The following is an 857-nucleotide window of genomic DNA, read 5'->3' on the forward strand; positions in this document are numbered from 1 at the left end:
TTCGTGAGGGACGCGGCCGCCGAATTCGCGATCACGCGGAACCGGGGACCCAATTCTCTGGGGTGAATCGGCGCGCTCAACACGAGCGCCCCGTAGGGCACTTCCACGCCCGAACCCGTCAGCTAACCCGGTAGGCGGCATGGAAGCTAGGAGCAATTTCAGAATGGCCAAGAACGTCTTCGCTCGTGCCCTGACGTCCGCAAGCCTTCCCCTGTTCGCCGCCGGAGTGAGCATGGCGGCCGGCGCGATCGTCGCCGGAACCCCCGCCCTCGCCGCCGACCAGCAGTCCACGCAGCCGTCGCGATCCCACGTCGCCTCCTCCCAGGCCATCCCGCAAAAGGCCGCCGGCCAGGTGAGCGCCGGCACCGTCCTGAAGATCGCCGAGTCGCAGATCGGCGTGACGGAGAACGCCGCCGGCGGCGGCACCCCGTTCCACAGCTGGTACATGTCCTCCCCGCGGGCAGCCGAGACCGTCGCCCGCGACGGCGGCAGCCTGCAGGCCTACGCCAACGCCCCGTGGTGCGCCATGTTCATCTCCTGGGTCGGCGAGCAGGCCGGCGCCCGGCCGACGGTCGGCTGGGACGCCTACACCGTCACCTACGCCAAGTGGTTCCAGGCCGAGCACCGCTGGGGCACCGAGGTCAAGCCGGGCGCCGTGGTCTTCTACGACTGGGACGGCCAGGGCACCGACGGCATCGACCACGTGGGCATGGTCAAGCAGGACAACGGCGACGGCACGATCACCGCGATCGAAGGCAACACCGGCAACGGCAAGGTCGAGCAGCGCATCCGGCCCAAGTCCCACGTCGTGGGCTACGGCTACCCGCAGTACAAGGCCTGACCGGCCAGACGGCTTC

At 69.5% G+C, this 857-nt stretch carries 1 protein-coding gene and 1 riboswitch; the gene reads left to right on the plus strand.

The genetic code is table 11. The annotated features are described in order from the left end of the window. Window positions 1-7: 7 nt before the first annotated feature. Window positions 8-152, plus strand: a riboswitch (cyclic di-AMP (ydaO/yuaA leader). An 11-nt stretch (window positions 153-163) separates the two neighbouring features. Continuing rightward, window positions 164-841 (plus strand): CHAP domain-containing protein, encoded by a 678-nt coding sequence (locus ACTWPT_RS60120; protein WP_443186500.1) that lies wholly within the window; start codon window positions 164-166, stop codon window positions 839-841. Window positions 842-857: the final 16 nt, after the last annotated feature.

Source organism: Nonomuraea sp. 3N208 (assembly GCF_052245935.1).
Taxonomy (GTDB): domain Bacteria; phylum Actinomycetota; class Actinomycetes; order Streptosporangiales; family Streptosporangiaceae; genus Nonomuraea.